This window comes from Variovorax xiamenensis, assembly GCF_050916385.1.
Classification (GTDB): domain Bacteria; phylum Pseudomonadota; class Gammaproteobacteria; order Burkholderiales; family Burkholderiaceae_C; genus Variovorax.
The window spans coordinates 2202042-2217653 of sequence record NZ_CP139038.1 but is presented as its reverse complement, the minus strand read 5'-3'; the positions used below and the strand labels follow the sequence as shown (position 1 = coordinate 2217653).

Here is a 15612-nt window from a genome sequence, read left to right as displayed (position 1 = left end):
TTCCTCTCGGTTCTTGTCGCAAGCGATGGTAGTGAGATTCGGCCGCCCAAGCTGAAGATCACATTGCGTCGAGAGGGAAGACCGGCCGGCGCACCTTGCCGAACGGGAACAGGCTGTAGTCCGAACTGGTGACACCGGGGCTGTCGCACTCCACCAGCGCGGCCGAGAGCGGCTCGAAGACAGGGCGGCAGTACATGCGCGACTTGAGCAGCAGAAAGCGTTCCTTTCGCGGATCGAGCCCCGCGCATTCGAAGACACCGATGTCCCACGGCTCCTGCGTGCGCTCTGTCACCACGATGCGCGCCGCGCCCGTGTCGAAGAGCACCGTGCGCCCCATGCTGCTGCGCTGGCCGGTGTAGGTGGGGCCGGTGATGACGTACTCGCCGTTCGAAATGCTGCGCACCGTGCCCGTCAGGCGCACCGGCGTCTTCTCGAGGCCGATGCCCGCGAGCGAGACCTTGTTGCCGAGCGCCACCGTCACCTGCGCGCCCTCGCCCGCGGCGATGAGCTGCACCACGGCCTCGGGGTCGCACAGCGGCCCCACGCCGATGCCGTGCAGGCCCTGCGCGAGCGCCTCCTGCAGCACGTCCATGGTGTCGCAGCTGCCGCCCGACATGCAGTTGTCGCCGTGGTCGAGCAGCAGCACCGGGCGCGTCGCGCCTTCGGCAATCAGCTTCGCGCGCGCGACCGATTCCTTCAACGGCTCGCTGCGGTAGACGAAGGCCTCGCGCTCCGCCCACATCTGCGCGGCGATGCGGTCGGCCGTGGCCTGCGCGCGCTCGGGCGAATGCGCGTCGACGACGATCACGCTCATGCACGGCGCCTCGATGTCCGACAGCGAGAAGCCCGCGAGGATCGATACCGCCAGCGATTCCGACTTCTCGGCCTCGCAAGCTGCCTCGATGGCGCGCTTCATCGCGCCGATGAACGATGCGCTGCGCAGCGTATGCGCCATCAGCGGCAGCCGGTGCCAGCGCATCGCGGGTTTACTGCGGCCAGCCAGCAGGTCGAGCAGCAGTCGGCCGGCGTGCTCGCCGGTCTCGTACATGTCGACGTGCGGATAGGTCTTGAACCCGACGATGACGTCGGCGCTATCCACCATCGCCGGCGTGACGTTGGCATGCAGGTCGAGCGCCACGCCGATGGGCACGCCCGGCGCCGCTGCGCGCAGGCGCACCAGCAGGTCGCCTTCGCCGTCGGCGCTGTTCTGCGCCACCATCGCGCCGTGCAGGTCGAGCAGGATCGCGTCGCAGCCCGGGGCCGCGTCGACGATGCGTTGCGTCAGCACGGTGTAGGCCTGCGCATCGACCGGCCCGCTCGGATTGGCCGAGGCAGACACCGGCGTGACGACCTCAGCGCCAGCCGCTTCGGCCAGGTCGATGAAGGCCGACATCGCGGTGCGCATGCCCTTGTTGTCCTTGTAGGCCTGCTCGCCGAAGGTCGGGCCGTCGGGCCCGAAGGCCGCGAGCGGCGTGGGCACCGGCGAGAAGGTGTTGGTTTCGTGGTTGAGACGTGCGATCAGTACTTTCATTGCGCAAACTTTCCACCGCTGGCCAGCATGGTGATGTCGCCGAAGCTGGAGCCGTTGCGGTTGTCGGGCCTGAAGGCGAGCGTGTATCCGCCCAGGTCCATGGGAGGCGAAGCCTCGATGCTGCGGCGCAGCGACTCGGTGGTCACCGGCCCCTTCACGCGCTGCAGCGCTTCCGCGAAGGCCTTGGCCGTGATGTAGCCCTCCAGGCCCAGGTAGGAGCCCTCGCCTTCGCTGCCCGCGCTCCTGCGCGCGCGCTGGTATTCGTCGACGATGGGAAAGCGGGTCTTCCAGAACGGCGGCATCACCTGCGACAGCACGATGCCGCGGCTCTTGTCGCCCAGCTCCTTGTAGAGCAGGAAGGAGCTGGCCACCGAGTTCGTGTAGATCTGCGGATGCACCGGCGCCGCGACCAGCGCGCGGATGACGTTGATCGCCGGCATGCCAGCCGCGATGACGTACACCGCCTGCGCGCCGCTGGCGATGACCTGCTGCGCGGTGCGCGCCGGCTCCTTCTCCTGCGGATCGAAGCGCAGCGTCAGCACCGGGGCCAGCCCGTTCTTCTGCAGCGCCTCCAGCGCGTCCTTCTCGATGCCCTTGCCGTAGGCGTCGTCGCTCGACACGACGGCGATGCGCACCACGCCCACCGTCTTCAGGTGGTTCATCACGCGGTGCACTTCGTCGGCGTACGACTCGCGCACGTGATAGATCGGCACCTTCGGCCCGCGCAGCACCGCCGCGCCGGTCAGCCCGCCGAAGATGAAGCTGTCGTACTTCGCCGCGACGGGCACCATGGCCGCGCCGATGCCCGTGCCCATGGTGCCGAAGAGGCAGACCACGCGGTCGCTGCCGAGCAGCTTCTCGGCATTGGCCGCCGCCTTGTCCGGCGCATACACGTCGTCGTAGGTGATCAGCTTCACGGGCCGCCCGCCGACACCGCCGGCCTTGTTCAGCTGGTCGAACAGCAGCTTCTGGCCTTCCATGAACGCAAGGCTGTTGGGTGCCAGCGGGCCGGTCAGCACGGCGGACTGGCCGACGAGGATGGGCTCGGCGGCCGGCGCCGCAGCGGCCCACGCCAGGGTCAGCGCCGCGAGGGCAAGACGCCAGGCCTTCACGGCGCGACTCCCGCGCTCTGCAGCATCGCCTGCAGCAGCACGTTGCAGCCGGCCTCCAGGTGCTCGGGCTGCGCGTCCTCGATCTCGTTGTGGCTGATGCCGTCGAGGCAGGGCACGAAGATCATGGCGGTGGGGCACACGCGCGCCAGGTACACCGCGTCGTGGCCCGCGCCGCTGATCACGTTCATCCAGCTCATGCCCTGCGCCTGCGCCGCACCGCGCACGGCCGACACCAGCTTCGGCGTGAAGGGCTGCGGCGGGAAGTACACCACCTGCTCCACCGACATCTCGACCTTGGCCTTCGCCGCAATGCGCTGCACGGTTTCCTTCAGCGCGGCGTCGAGGGCCGACAGCACCACGTCGTCGGCCGCGCGCAGGTCGACGCTGAGCTTCACGCGGCCCGGGATCACATTGCGCGAGTTGGGATACGAGTCGATCCAGCCGACCGTGCCGCGCGCATGCGGCGCATGGGCCAGCGCGATGCGGTTGACCTCGATCACGAGTTCGGAGGCAGCGAGCAGCGCGTCCTTGCGCAGCTCCATCGGCGTGGGGCCGGCATGGGCTTCCATGCCCTGCACAACCACGTCGTACCAGCGCTGGCCCAGCGCGCCCTCGACCACGCCGATCACGCGCTCGTTGGCTTCGAGCACGGGGCCCTGCTCGATGTGCGCCTCGAAGTACGCGCCCACGGGCGATGTAGCGGCCGAGGCCGGCGCGCTGCCCGCGTAGCCGATGGCGGCCAGCGCTTCGGACACGCTCACGCCATCGTTGTCGCGCTGCGCCAGCGCATGCTCGAGCGTGAAGGCGCCGGCGAACACGCCCGAGCCCATCATCACGGGCACGAAGCGCGAGCCTTCCTCGTTGGTCCACACCGCCACTTCGAGCGGCGCCTCGGTCTCGACCTTGGCGTCGTTCAGTGTGCGGATCACTTCAAGCCCGGCGAGCACGCCGTAGTTGCCGTCGAACTTGCCGCCCGTGGGCTGGGTGTCGATGTGGCTACCCGTGGAAACCGGCGGCAGCACGTTGTTGCGGCCTGCACGGCGCGCGAAGATGTTGCCGATGGCGTCCACGCGCACTTCGCAGCCCGCCTCGCGGGCCCAGCGCGAGAACAGGTCGCGGCCCTGGCGGTCGAGATCGGTCAGCGCGATGCGGCAGACGCCGCCTTTCTCGGTGGCGCCCAGTTGCGCCAGTTCCATCAGCGAGTTCCAGAGCCGCCCGCCGTCGATGCGGAGTTCGTTGTGAGAGTTCTTCATGGCTTTGCGAAAAGGAATGGTCCGGCGGCAGGCCTCAGGCGAGGCCCACGCCCAGGTAGCGGTCTTTGACTTCGTGGTCGGCCATGAAGTCGGCGTTGCCGGCCTCGTGCACGATCACGCCCTGCTCCACGATGTAGTGGCGGTCGGCCAGCTGCACGCAGACTTCGAGGTTCTGTTCGACCAGCAGGATCGCCACGCCGGCGGCCTTGATGGTCTTGAGCTGCGCGACGATCTCCTCGACGATCACCGGCGCCAGGCCTTCGACCGGCTCGTCGAGGATGAGCAGGCGCGGGTGGTTCATGAGCGCGCGGCCGATGGCCAGCATCTGCTGCTCGCCGCCCGAGAGCTGCCCGCCGCCGTTGCGCCGCCGCTCCTTAAGGCGCGGGAAGATGCGGTAGATGTCGGCCAGCTGCCAGGGCGACTGGCGGCGCAGGCCGAGCAGCAGGTTCTCTTCCACCGTCAGCAGCTTGAAGATGCCGCGGTGCTCGGGCACCAGGCACACGCCGCGCGTGGCGATGCGGTGGGCCGGCATGCCCGCGATGTCGGCACCCTGGAAGCGCACGCGTCCGCCGGTGGGCGCGACCGCGCCAGCGATGCTCTTGAGCGTGGTCGACTTGCCGGCGCCGTTGCGCCCCAGCAGCGTGACCAGCTCGGCCTCGCCCACGGTCATCGACACGCCCTGCAGCACGTGGCTCTTGCCGTAGTGCGCGTGCAGGCCCTCGACTTCAAGGATGTTGCTCATGCCTTGCCTCCGGTGATCATGTTGCCGAGATATGCGTTGCGCACGCGCGCATCGGCGCGGATGTCGCCCGGGAGCCCCTCGGCCAGCACGCGGCCCAGTTGCATCACGGTGACGGTGTCGGAGATGTCCATCACGATGTTCATGTTGTGCTCGATGAGCACCACGGTGTGCGCGTCGCGCAGTCCGCGGATCAGCTGTTTCATGTCGTCGAGGTCGTCGATGCCCATGCCCGAGGTCGGCTCGTCGAGGAAGATCGCCTTCGGCCTCGCGGCCAGCGCCATGCCCACTTCGAGCCGGCGCTGCTGGCCGTGCGAGAGCTCGCCGGCCGGCGTGTTCGCCAGGCGCTCCAGCCCGATGCGCTGCAGCACCTCGTCCACGATCCGCGTGCAGGCCAGTTCGCCGACCGGCGCACGCCAGCAGTTCATGGCCTGGCGCGGCGACACGCCCTGCGCCGCCACGCGCAGGTTCTCGCGCACCGGAAGGCTCGCGAACAGCGCGGTGACCTGGAACGAGCGCGCCATGCCGCGCTGCACGCGCTTGTGGTCGGGCTCGCGCGTGACGTCATGGCCGTCGAACAGAATGCGCCCGCCGGTGGTCATGCCGGTGCCGGTGAGCATGTGGAACAGCGTGGTCTTGCCCGCGCCGTTGGGGCCGATCACCGAGTGCACCGTGTTGCGCCGGATCTTCAGGTCGACCCCGCCGAGCGCCGCGAACTTGCCGTAGTGCTTGGTGACGCCGACGGCTTCGATGAGAACGTCGCTCATGCTTTTTCTCCTTGCGCGGCAGGCGAGACAGGAGCAACAGGCGCGGCCGGAGCCTTGCGGAAGATGCGTTTCCATGCGCCCTCGCCCAGCCCCCAGAGCCCGCGCTGCATGCCGATGCTCACGCCGATCAGCAGCAGCCCCAGCAGCAGCAGCCAGCGCGGCCACAGCGTGGAGAGCCAGTCGGCCAGCAGCACGTAGAAGGCCGAGCCCAGCACGGAGGCGAACAGGTTGCCGGTGCCACCGATCACGGTGATGACCAGGATCATCTCGCTCGTGTGGTACTCGGCGTTCGACAGCGGCGCGATGCCGGTCATCATCGCGTGCAGCCCGCCCGCGAGACCGGTGACGGCCCCGGAGATCACGAAGGCCAGCAGCTTGAAGCGCTTGAGGTCGTAGCCCACCGCGGCGGCGCGGTCCTCGTTGTCGCGGATGGCCAGCAGCGTGCGGCCGAAGACCGAGTCGGTCACGCGCAGCAGCAGGCCGAAGGCGACGAGGAACATCACGGCCACGAAGGCGTAGTACTTCCACGGCGTGTCCATGAAGCCGGGGCGCGGCACGTCGAGCAGGCCGTTGTCGCCGCCGGTGAGACCAGTGGCGGTGTAGGCGATGAAATAGAACATCTGCGCGAAGGCCAGCGTGAGCATCACGAAGTAGGTGCCGCGCTGGCGGATGGCGACCCAGCCCACCACCGCCGCGCCCAGCGCGCCCATCGCCACGGCGGCAAGCAGCGCGAGCGGCATCGGCAGTTGCAGCCGCGTGAGGAGGATCGCGATGGTGTAGCTGCCCAGCCCGAAGAATATGCCCTGCCCGAAAGAAAGCAGCCCGGTGTAGCCCAGCAGCAGGTTGCAGCCCAGCGCGGCCAGCGCGTAGATGAGCACCTCGCTCGCGAGCGAGCCCGAGCTCAGCACCAGCGGCAGGCCCAGCACGGCGATGAACGCCAGAAGGAAAGTGATTTTTCTCGGCATGGCGTGTCCGTTCATGCTTTGCGGCCGAGCAGGCCATGGGGGCGCAGCAGCAGCACTGCAGCCATCGCGATGTAGACCATCAGGCTCGCGCCCGGCGGCCAGATGGTGCTCATCAGGCTCTGCACGATGCCGATGAGCAGGCCACCCACGAGCGCGCCACCGAAGCTGCCGAGGCCGCCGATCACCACGACCACGAAGGCCACGGCCAGCGCTTCCACGCCCATGAAGGGCTCGGCGCCGCGGATGGGCGCGGCCAGCACGCCGGCCAGCGCCGCCGTGGCCGCGCCGAGCGCGAACACCAGGCTGAACACGCGGAACACGTTGATGCCGAGCAGCGACACCATCTCGGTCGATTCGCTGCCCGCGCGCACCGCGCTGCCCAGGCGCGTGCCCTCGAGCACCCACCACAGCAGCACCGCGAGCACGGCGGTGAAGCCGATCACGAAGAGCCGGTACTTGGGATAGACGAACGAGCCCCACATGACCACGCCCTGCAGCAGGTCGGGCGTGGCGACGCTGTTGCCCAGCGGGCCCCAGAACACGATCACCATCTCCTGCACCGCGAGCGCGAGGCCCACCGTCACGAGGATGTGGAACTCATGCGCCTTGGCATACACGCGGCGCAGCAGCAGCTTCTCGGCCAGCCAGCCCAGCGCGCCCACGAAGAGCGGCACCAGCACCAGCGCGAGCCAGAAGTTCATGCCCCATTGCAGGGCCTGGAAGCAGAGGTAGGCGCCCAGCAGGTAGAAGGCCCCGTGCGCGAAGTTCACGAAGCGCAGCAGGCCGAACACGATGGACAGGCCGACCGCCAGCAGGAAATACAGCATGCCGATGCCGATTCCGTTGATGGTCTGTAGCAGGTAGACGGACATGGGAGTCGAGGTGTACGCGCAGGTACGTGCGGGCGGACCGGGGCCCCACCGCACCCGGAACGGGAGCGGGCGAAGGCATCGGTCCGGGCGGCGTCAGGCCAGCTTGCAGCCGGTCTTGTCTACCGGGAGGAAGGACTTGCCCGAGCTGACCACGTCGACGTAGTCCGCCGCGTCCTTCATCTTCGACTTGGCCTTGCCCTTGAGCAGGTAGTAGTCCTTGATGACCTGGTGGTCGGCCTTGCGGATCTCCTCGCTGCCGGTGAGGCCGTCGAACTTCATGCCTTCGAGCGCGGCGATCACCGCCTTCTGGTCGACCGAGCCGGCCTTCACGATGCCGTCGATCAGGATCTTGGTGCAGATGTACGAGCCGGCGAGGCTGTAGTTGGGCACGATCTTGAGCTTGTCGGCGGTGCGCTTCACCAGGTCCTTGTTGAGCGGTGTGTCGGCGGTGTGCCAGTACTGCGCGCCGAAGTAGACGCCGTCGCACAGGTCCGCGCCCAGCTCGTCGAACTGTTCGAGCCCCGAGGCCCAGGCCATCAGGATCGTCATGTTCTTGTGCATGCCGAAGCTCACCGCCTGGCGCAGCGCGGCCGACGACTGGGCGCCGAAGTTCAGCAGCAGCAGCACGTCGGGCTTGGCGGCCATGGCGTTGGTGAGGTAGCCGCTGAACTCCTTCTCGTTGAGCGAGTGGTAGCTGTTGCCCACGTGCTCGATGCCCTTCTCCTGGAAGATGTTCTTGGCGGCGCTCAGCAGGCCGTCGCCGAACACGTATTGCGGCGTGATGGTGTACCAGCGCTTGGCCTTCGGCATGGAGGCGATCAGCGGGCGCACCGTCTGCTCGATCGCACCGAAGGTGGGCACCGACCAGCGGAAGGTGGCGGGGTTGCAGTCCTTGCCGGTGATCTCGTCGGCACCGGCGGTGGTGATGAAGAGGCCGCCGGCCTTCTCGGCCTCCTTGCCCATGGCCAGCGCTTCCGACGACAGGATGCCGCCCGCGAAGAACTTCGCGCCCTGCTGCTGCGAGGCTTCCTGCACCTTGCGCACGGCGGTGGCCGGCTTGCCCTCGGTGTCGAGCACCGTATAGGCCAGCGGGCGCTTCAGCACGCTGCCGTACTGCTCGATCGCCAGCTTCATGCCCAGGTCGGCGAACTTGCCGTTGGCCGCGAAGGCTCCCGACATCGGGACCGGGCAGCCGAATCGGATCGCGTCGGCCGACTGGGCGAAGGCGGCACGGCCGCCCAGGAGCGAGGCGGGGGCAGCCGACAGGGCGGCCAGCTGAAGAAGTTGTCTGCGTTGCATGAGTTCTCCGGTCGTGGTGGGGAAGTAAGGAAGAGAAGGAAGAGAGAGGCGCCTGCGGTCGCGGCGAATTTAAGCGGATAAATTGGATTAATATGTTGGTAAAAACCCGCTAGCAAGCCCTGTGCCCAACACCAGACCGACCCCGCGTACCGCGCCGTTTAAGATCGCGCGCTGTTGCGCATCCCGCGCATCTCCCGATGGGCATGGAGCGTTTCAATGAGAGTGGGGCAGAACCGTCCTAAGCGGCAGAAGCTCTCGGACGTCATCGTCGAAGACGTCAAGCGATGGATCGTGGCGGAGCGCAAGCAGCCCGGCGACCGGCTACCGAACGAGAAGGAACTGATCGAGCTCTTCGGCTATTCGAAGAGCACCGTGCGCGAGGCGCTGAAGGCGCTGGAGGTGCGCGGCCTGATCTCCATCCGCACCGGCCCCGGCGGCGGGGCCTACCTGCAGCAGGTGTCCGTCGACCATGCATCGGAGCCGCTGCGCAACTTCCTGCACTTCCACCATCTCGACGGCCATCACATCTACCAGTTGCGCAAGGCGCTGGAGCCCGAGCTGGCCGTGAGCGTGGTGGGCCGGCTGACGCCGGAGCAGTTCGGGAAGCTGGAAGAGAACGTCCGGCTGTGCACGGTCGAGCCGACCAGCGAGGACGAACTGCGCATCCAGCGCGAAGCCGAATTGGCGTTTCACACCATGCTGGCGGAAAGCTGCCCCAATCCGGTGCTTTCCTTCATGTGCCGCTTCCTCAACGACCTGCTGCGCGACCTCGTGGTCTACAAGAAGGCGCTCGACCATCATCACTTCGGCGAGGCGAACGTCGACTACCACACGCAGCTGCTCGCGGCCTACCGCAAGGAAGACGCCGAAGAGGTGCGCCGGCTGATGACCGAGCACATGGTCGACGCCGAACAGCACATGCACGAGATGGAAGCGCACATCGGCGCCAAGCACCTGCTGCTGCCGAGCGGGCCGCGCTGACCCGCTGACTTCTACTTCCGGTGCGCCTGCTCCAGGCACTCCTGGAACGCCAGCACCGCCCGCGACGGCTTCGGCGAGCGCCGCAGCAGGCTGACGAAGCGGCACGCATAGTTGAAGCGCGACGGCAGCACCGCCTTCATGAGCCCACGCTCTTCGAACACCTGCGCGTAGTGGTCGGGCAGGAAGCCCAGGAAGCGCCCCGAGAGAATCAGCGTCGCGATCGCCTCCTGGTCGAAGCCCGTGGCCATGCGCGAGAGCTTCGCGCGGTGGCTCAGCTCCATGTTGGGCGAGTGGTAGCCCAGCCCCGCGAAATGGTGCTCGCGCAGCCGGGCCCAGGTGAGCTTGTCGTGGCTCACGCCGAAGAGCGGATGCCCCGCGCCGCAGTACAGCAGCATGGTCTCGTCGAACAGGTCGGCATAGACGAGGCTCTTGGAGGCGCGGTGCGCAGGAATGATGCCGATCTGGAAATTGCCCTCCAGCACCCCCTGCTCGATGGCGTTGATCGAGCCCACGTGCACGGCAAGCCGCACCTCGGGCGCGATCTCGGTGAAGCGGGCGATGGCTTCACCGATGTGCGCCTGCGGGTTGGTCGCCGTCTTGTCGAACAGCGCCACATCGAGCTGCCCGCCCATGCGGTTGTGGATGTCGTCGATGCTGCCGCGGAAGGCGTCGACCGAGGCCAGCAGGCGCAGCGTCTCGTCGTACACGCGCTGCCCCTCGGCCGTGAGCGCGAAACCCGCCCTGCCCCGGCGGCATAGCACCAGCCCGAGGCGCGTTTCCAGGTCCTTCACGTGGCGGCTCACGGTGGATGTACCGATGTTCAGCTCCAGCTCGGCGGCAGCCATGCCGCCGCAGTCGACCACGCTCTTGAACACCTTGAGCAGGCGCAGGTCCATGTCGCTGAGCTGCCCCAGGACGGCGCGGTTGCGGGTGCCCTGGGCACCGTTTCGGGCTTTCGCCTTTACTTGCATGAAACGTCAAGTGAACATTGATATTGCGCCATTCTCCACACTGAAGGCTCTATCAACAATCGGCGCGTCCCATCACCCCGGAGCCCGCTAGCGCGCGGGAAACGCCATGACCATCGCAACGCCCGTCACCGAACCGACGCCCGCCGTGCGCACCGACGCCGCCTGGCTCGAAGCGCACTGGATGCCCTACACCGGCAACCGCAACTTCAAGGCCGATCCGCGGCTCATCGTGGAGGCCAAGGGCGCCTACTTCACCGACGCCGACGGCCGCAAGATCTTCGACGGCCTCTCGGGCCTGTGGTGCTCGGGCCTGGGCCACGGCCGCCCCGAGATCACCGAGGCGGTGAGCCGCCAGATCGCGAAGCTCGACTACTCGCCCGCCTTCCAGTTCGGCCACCCGCTCTCCTTCGAGCTGGCCAACCGGATCAAGGAAATGACGCCCGCCGGCCTCGACTACGTGTTCTTCACCGGCTCCGGTTCCGAAGCCGCCGACACCTCGCTGAAGATGGCGCGCGCCTACTGGCGCACCAAGGGCCAGGCGAGCAAGACCCGCCTGATCGGCCGCGAGAAGGGCTACCACGGCGTGAACTACGGCGGCATCTCGGTCGGCGGCATCGCGGCCAACCGCAAGCTCTTCGGCCAGGGCGTGGAGGCCGACCACCTGCCGCACACGCAGCTCGCCTCGAATGCCTTCACGCGCGGCATGGCCGACAACGGCGCCGAGCTGGCCGACCGCCTGCTCGACATCATCGCGCTGCACGACGCGTCGAACATCGCGGCCGTGATCGTCGAACCCTTCGCAGGCTCGGCCGGCGTGGTGATTCCACCCAAGGGCTACCTCAAACGCCTGCGCGACATCTGCACCGCCAACAACATCCTGCTGATCTTCGACGAGGTCATCACCGGCTTCGGACGCTGCGGCGCGCTTACCGGCGCCGAAGCCTTCGGCGTGACGCCCGACATCATGAACATCGCCAAGCAGGTCACCAACGGCGCGCAGCCGATGGGCGCCGTGGTCGCCAACAAGGACATCTACGACACCTTCATGGCGGCGGGCGGACCCGAGTACATGCTCGAGTTCCCGCACGGCTACACCTACGGCGCGCATCCGGTGGCCTGCGCCGCCGGCATCGCCGCGCTCGACGTGCTGCAGAAGGAAGACATGATCGGCCGCGTGCAGGCGCTCGCACCGCACTTCGAGAACGCGGTGCACAGCCTGAAGGGCAGCAAGCACGTGACCGACATCCGCAACTACGGCCTGGCCGCCGGCCTCACCATCGCGGCCCTGCCGGGCGAGCCCGCGCGCCGCCCGTACGAGATCGCGATGAACTGCTGGAAGAAGGGCTTCTACGTGCGCTACGGCGGCGACACCATCCAGCTCGCCCCGCCCTTCATCGCCGAGAAGGCCGAGATCGACCGGCTGGTGAACGCACTGGCCGACGCGCTGGCCGAAACGGCCTGATCCTTTAGCGCTACAGGGGCCGCCGCACCGCCGCCCAGGCGACGGCCCGTGAGCGGCGCGGTCCTACAGCCCCGCGGCCCGCAGGTTCCCAGAATCTGCCGGGCCGCCGATGACCACGCTGCAGACAGACATCCCCGCCCGCCTCGACCGACTGCCCTGGTCGCGCTGGCACTGGCGCGTGGTGATCGCGCTGGGCGTGGCCTGGGTGCTCGACGGGCTCGAGGTCACGCTGGTGGGCTCCATCGGCGCGGTGCTGGAGCGGCCCGACACGCTGGGGCTCACGGCCGGCGAGATCGGGCTGTCGGGCTCGGTGTACGTCGCGGGCGCGGTGCTGGGCGCCCTGCTCTTCGGGCGGATGACCGACCGGCTCGGGCGCAAGAAGCTCTTCCTGCTCACACTGGTGGTCTACACGGTCGGCACGCTGGCCACGGCCTTTTCTCCCGACTTCGCCTTCTTCGCGCTGTGCCGCTTCGTCACGGGGCTGGGCATCGGCGGCGAGTACGCGGCCATCAACTCGGCCATCGACGAGCTGATTCCGGCGCGCGTGCGCGGGCGCGTCAACCTCGCGATCAACGGCAGCTTCTGGATCGGCGCGGCGCTGGGCGCGGCGCTCAGCCTCGTGCTGCTCGACACGCGCGTGATCGGCCCGGTGTGGGGCTGGCGCGCCGGCTTCGCGCTGGGCGCGGTGCTGGCGGTGGCCATCCTGCTGGTGCGGCGCCATGTGCCCGAGAGCCCGCGATGGCTGGTCGCGCACGGGCGGGCCGAAGAAGCGAAGCGCATCGTCGAGCGCATCGAGGCGGAGGTCGAGGCGCAGCACGGGCCGCTGCCGGCGCCGCAGGGCTTCGTCGTGAACTACACCGCTGCGCGGCCCGAGAGCCCGCCGATGCGCCAGGTGGCGCGCGTGCTGCTCAAGCGCTATCCGCAGCGCAGTCTGGTCGCGCTGGCGTTGATGATTTCGCAGGCCTTCTTCTACAACGCGATCTTCTTCACCTACGCGCTGGTGCTCACGCGCTTCTACAGCGTGCCCGAAGGCAGCGTGGCGCTCTACATCTTTCCGTTCGCGCTGGGCAACGTGCTGGGGCCTCTGCTGCTGGGCCCGCTGTTCGACAGCGTGGGCCGGCGCCGCATGATCGCGCTGACCTATGTGCTCGCGGGCGTCGGCCTCGCGCTCACGGGCTGGGCCTTCATGCAGGGCTGGCTGGACGCGCGCGGGCAGGCTCTGTGCTGGTCGGCGGTGTTCTTCCTGGCGTCGGCGGCGGCGAGCTCGGCGTATCTCACGGTGAGCGAGGTGTTTCCGCTGGAGATGCGCGCGATCGCCATCGCCATCTTCTATGCGGTGGGCATGGGCGCCGGCGGCTTCGCGGCGCCGCTGCTGTTCGGCCTGCTGATCGAAACCGGCAGCCGCGGCGCGGTGATGGTGGGCTACTGCATCGGCGCCGCCCTGGTCATCGTGGCGGGGCTGCTGGCTCTGCGACATGCGCCCGACGCGGAACGCAAGCCGCTGGAAGAAGTGGCGCCGCCGCTGTCGTCCGAAGCCGGCGGCGAGCGCTGAGCGCCGGGCGCGGCTACAGCGCGCAGGTCCGGAAGCCGAAGAAGCCGTCGTCGCGCTCCGGCAGCGCGAAGCCGCGGCGGCGCGGCGAGCGCAGGCGGGCACGTGTCGCGAACGAGGCGCCGCGCAGCACGCGCGCACGGCCGAAGGCCGCGGCCGGGTCGAACTCGGTGCCCGTGCTCCACGGATCGGCCCGGTAGCCCGGCCAGGGCTGCAGGGTGCCGGCGGTCCACTCGTGAACGTCGGCCCAGCGGAAGCCGCGTCGCGCCGCCGTGTGGGCGGCGATCTCCCATTCGACCTCGGTCGCCACGCGCCGCCCGGCCCAGCGCGCCCATGCGTCGGCCTCCCACCAGCTCAGGTGCACCGCGCTGTGGTGGCCGGCCGCGCGAACGGTCGCGCCGAAGCGCTGCTGCAGCACCGAGCCGCCCGTGCCGTTGCGCGCCGCGCCGATCTGCTCGACATGGCGCGGCCCGCGCCGCCCCTCGATCTGCGCCGAGAGCCAGCGCCAGCCTTCGCCGTGCCAGAGCTCCTCGCGGTCGTAGCCACCGTCCTCGACGAACTCGATGTACTGGTTCCAGGTGACGGGCTGCGCGTCGATCTCGAACTCGGGCACGTCCACCCGGTGCGCCGCGCGTTCCTGCGCAAAGGCGAATCCGCTCTCGGGCACGCCCAGCTCCCAGCGCGTTGCCGGCAGCAGCAGCGGCTCGCGCGTGACGGCGATGGGCGCCTGCTCGACGCCCAGGGGCAGCCCCAGCGTCTGCGCCATCACCACGAACTGCTCGCCGCGCATGTCCTCGTGGAACAGGGCGAGGCGGTAGAAGTAGAGGCCGGCGTCGGTCTCGGCCGCGTTGTCGAGCAGCTCGAGCGTGCTTTCCAGGGTGTCGAGAAGATAGGCCTTGGTCTGCGAGAGATCGGGCAGGTCGGCAATGCCGTGCTGCTGCGCCCGGGGCATCTGCTGGACGCTCCACCAGTCGTCCGCGCCGGGCTCGATGGACGCCAGCCGGGTCGGGCGCGACGGGCAGTCGTCGCCGAACGCCCGCTGCGTGTTGCGCCCGATCCACCATTCGGCGAACCAGCCGATGTAGCCGGCAAGCCACACCGGCGGCACCACGTCGGGCGCAGGCGCCACGCGCATGTCCTGGCCAAGGGCCTGCTCGAAGAGCGACAGCAGGTGCAAGGTGTGATTTCGGGCGTCTATGAGCGCCAGCGACAGCATGTCGCGGCCGGCCCGGCACATGTCGGGAGAGTCGATGGACTGGGGCATTGCGGCAGCCGGAGCCGGCAGGGGGCGCGGTGTCTGGGCCATGAGCCATTATGGCCATGGCCCGGCCCTCGGGTACGCCCCGAAACGACACTTTCGATTACACCGATAGAATCCGCTCCGCCTCATGCACCCGACCCGCCGGCGCACAACGCCGGTGCGTCGGGTGCGCTCGTATATGGAGGCAATCCAATACAAAAATGGAGATGTGATGCAAGGCTTGCTGAAGCTTTCCCGGGCCATCGACTGGCTCAACGCCCAGGTGGGCAAATATGCGATATGGCTGATCCTGGCCGCCACGGTGATCAGCGCGCTCAATGCCGTCGTGCGCAAGGTGTTCAACACCAGTTCGAACGCTTTCCTCGAAGTCCAGTGGTATCTGTTCGCCTGGTCCTTCCTGATCGCGGCCGGCTTCACCCTGCTGCACCGCGAGCACGTGCGCATCGACGTGATCAACAGCCGCCTGTCTAAACGCAAGCAGGTCTGGATCGACATCATCGGATTCGCGTTCTTCCTGACGCCGCTGTGCCTGACGGTGCTCTATCTGTCGGTGCCGGTCGTGCTCCAGATGTATCAGTCGGGCGAGATGTCCGGCAACTCGGGAGGCCTGATCCGCTGGCCCGTGTGGGCGGCGCTGCCGGCAGGCTTCGTCCTGCTGCTGCTGCAGGGCTGGTCGGAACTCATCAAGCGCATCGCATTCCTGCGCGGCCAGGGCCCCGACCCGATGGGCCGGCTGACCGACAAGACGGCCGAGGCCGAGCTGATCGAAGCCCTGCGCCTGCAGGCCGAGAAGGACGCGGCCAATGCCGCCGAGACGGGCGCTGCGCCGAAGCCGCAGCACTGAACGGTC

The 15612-nt window shown here is 68.5% G+C and carries 14 protein-coding genes; 4 read left to right on the top strand and 10 right to left on the bottom strand.

Annotation, left to right across the window (positions count from 1 at the left end; translation table 11 throughout):
- Positions 1–58 precede the first annotated feature (58 nt).
- The 8 genes from SFB74_RS09745 to SFB74_RS09710 form a co-directional block, all read right to left on the bottom strand.
- On the bottom strand, positions 59–1531 hold the full coding sequence (locus tag SFB74_RS09745; protein WP_432730600.1) for a M81 family metallopeptidase: 1473 nt from the start codon (positions 1529–1531) through the stop codon (positions 59–61).
- Positions 1528–2643 (bottom strand): ABC transporter substrate-binding protein, encoded by a 1116-nt coding sequence (locus tag SFB74_RS09740; protein ID WP_432730599.1) that lies wholly within the window; start codon positions 2641–2643, stop codon positions 1528–1530. The genes SFB74_RS09745 and SFB74_RS09740 overlap by 4 nt, the downstream gene beginning before the upstream one ends.
- Positions 2640–3896 (bottom strand): Zn-dependent hydrolase, encoded by a 1257-nt coding sequence (locus tag SFB74_RS09735; protein ID WP_432730598.1) that lies wholly within the window; start codon positions 3894–3896, stop codon positions 2640–2642. Before SFB74_RS09735 ends, SFB74_RS09740 begins: the two co-directional genes overlap by 4 nt.
- 34 nt (positions 3897–3930) lie before the next feature.
- Positions 3931–4638: an ABC transporter ATP-binding protein gene (locus SFB74_RS09730; protein WP_432730597.1), complete on the bottom strand. Its 708-nt coding sequence runs from the start codon at positions 4636–4638 to the stop codon at positions 3931–3933.
- Positions 4635–5402 (bottom strand): ABC transporter ATP-binding protein, encoded by a 768-nt coding sequence (locus SFB74_RS09725; protein WP_432730596.1) that lies wholly within the window; start codon positions 5400–5402, stop codon positions 4635–4637. Before SFB74_RS09725 ends, SFB74_RS09730 begins: the two co-directional genes overlap by 4 nt.
- Positions 5399–6367: a branched-chain amino acid ABC transporter permease gene (locus SFB74_RS09720; RefSeq protein WP_432730595.1), complete on the bottom strand. Its 969-nt coding sequence runs from the start codon at positions 6365–6367 to the stop codon at positions 5399–5401. Before SFB74_RS09720 ends, SFB74_RS09725 begins: the two co-directional genes overlap by 4 nt.
- A gap of 11 nt (positions 6368–6378) precedes the next feature.
- A complete protein-coding gene (locus SFB74_RS09715) occupies positions 6379–7239 on the bottom strand; it encodes a branched-chain amino acid ABC transporter permease (RefSeq protein WP_432730594.1) in 861 nt (286 codons plus the stop codon).
- A gap of 93 nt (positions 7240–7332) precedes the next feature.
- Positions 7333–8538, bottom strand: coding sequence for an ABC transporter substrate-binding protein (locus SFB74_RS09710; protein WP_432730592.1), 1206 nt, complete (start codon positions 8536–8538; stop codon positions 7333–7335).
- Between the two features lie 216 nt (positions 8539–8754).
- On the opposite strand from SFB74_RS09710, the gene SFB74_RS09705 reads away from it, so the two are divergent.
- Positions 8755–9519: a FadR/GntR family transcriptional regulator gene (locus SFB74_RS09705; protein WP_432730591.1), complete on the top strand. Its 765-nt coding sequence runs from the start codon at positions 8755–8757 to the stop codon at positions 9517–9519.
- Positions 9520–9530: 11 nt separating this feature from the next.
- Here SFB74_RS09705 and SFB74_RS09700 read toward each other — a convergent pair whose 3' ends face one another.
- Positions 9531–10490 carry a LysR family transcriptional regulator gene (locus SFB74_RS09700; RefSeq protein WP_432730590.1) on the bottom strand — a complete coding sequence of 320 codons (960 nt, stop codon included), beginning with the start codon at positions 10488–10490 and terminating at the stop codon, positions 9531–9533.
- A 106-nt stretch (positions 10491–10596) separates the two neighbouring features.
- On the opposite strand from SFB74_RS09700, the gene SFB74_RS09695 reads away from it, so the two are divergent.
- Positions 10597–11952: an aspartate aminotransferase family protein gene (locus tag SFB74_RS09695; RefSeq protein ID WP_432730589.1), complete on the top strand. Its 1356-nt coding sequence runs from the start codon at positions 10597–10599 to the stop codon at positions 11950–11952.
- A gap of 109 nt (positions 11953–12061) precedes the next feature.
- A complete protein-coding gene (locus SFB74_RS09690) occupies positions 12062–13504 on the top strand; it encodes an MFS transporter (RefSeq protein WP_432730588.1) in 1443 nt (480 codons plus the stop codon).
- A gap of 13 nt (positions 13505–13517) precedes the next feature.
- On the opposite strand, the gene SFB74_RS09685 is transcribed toward SFB74_RS09690, so the two are convergent.
- Positions 13518–14765 carry an SUMF1/EgtB/PvdO family nonheme iron enzyme gene (locus SFB74_RS09685; RefSeq protein WP_432730587.1) on the bottom strand — a complete coding sequence of 416 codons (1248 nt, stop codon included), beginning with the start codon at positions 14763–14765 and terminating at the stop codon, positions 13518–13520.
- 208 nt (positions 14766–14973) lie between these two features.
- Between SFB74_RS09685 and SFB74_RS09680 the strand changes: the two genes are divergently transcribed.
- Positions 14974–15606 carry a TRAP transporter small permease subunit gene (locus tag SFB74_RS09680; RefSeq protein ID WP_432730585.1) on the top strand — a complete coding sequence of 211 codons (633 nt, stop codon included), beginning with the start codon at positions 14974–14976 and terminating at the stop codon, positions 15604–15606.
- The last annotated feature ends 6 nt before the right edge of the window (positions 15607–15612 follow it).